Here is a 633-nt window from a genome sequence, read left to right as displayed (position 1 = left end):
CTAATGTTCGGCCCTGTGATCATGCAAGGTGATGAACCGCCAGTAAACGTACTCGCTAGCCCTGTGAAAGCTTGGTTCAACCGCTACAAATCAAAAGCGGGTCTGATCAAGTGTATGTCTGTGTAGCTATCTCTTTTTAATTATTAGGTTTAAGTGAAGTTGAACTTATGAAAGTCGTAAAAATCGCTCTTATCGTCGCTGTTGTAGCTATTGCTCTGTTCGCGGCAAAACAAACTGGTATTCTTGAAATCATCACTGACATCAAGAGCCTACAAGATTGGATCGCAAGCTTTGGGGTATGGGGTTACGCCGTATTCGTAGCAGCATTCGTGTTTGCGTGTGTTTTCCTACTGCCGGGCAGCGCGTTCACCATTGTGGCAGGTATCGTATTTGGCCCTATCAAAGGCGGTATCTTAGCGCTGTTTTCTGCAACGCTTGGCGCGGTGGCGGCATTCATCGTGGCGCGCTTCCTACTGCGTAATACCATCATGAAGAAGTTTGGCGACAACCCAATCTTCAAGAAAATCGATGACGGTGTAGCAGCAAACGGCACCAGCTTCTTGATTCTGACTCGTCTTGTGCCTGTATTCCCATTCAGCCTACAAAACTACGCTTACGGTCTAACCAGCCTCA

General features: G+C 47.2%; 1 protein-coding gene and 1 pseudogene. Both read left to right on the top strand.

All coding sequences use genetic code 11. From position 1 onward, the window contains the following. A pseudogene (locus tag R7040_RS27530) lies at nucleotides 1-126 on the top strand ((Fe-S)-binding protein); the annotation flags it as partial. Between the two features lie 41 nt (nucleotides 127-167). Then, a partial coding sequence (locus R7040_RS27525; RefSeq protein WP_318097752.1) for a TVP38/TMEM64 family protein occupies nucleotides 168-633 on the top strand: 466 nt, incomplete at its 3' end.

Source organism: Vibrio sp. 1069, assembly GCF_033340555.1.
The sequence above is the reverse complement of the archived record's forward strand: the minus strand, read 5'-3'. Positions and strand labels throughout refer to the sequence as shown.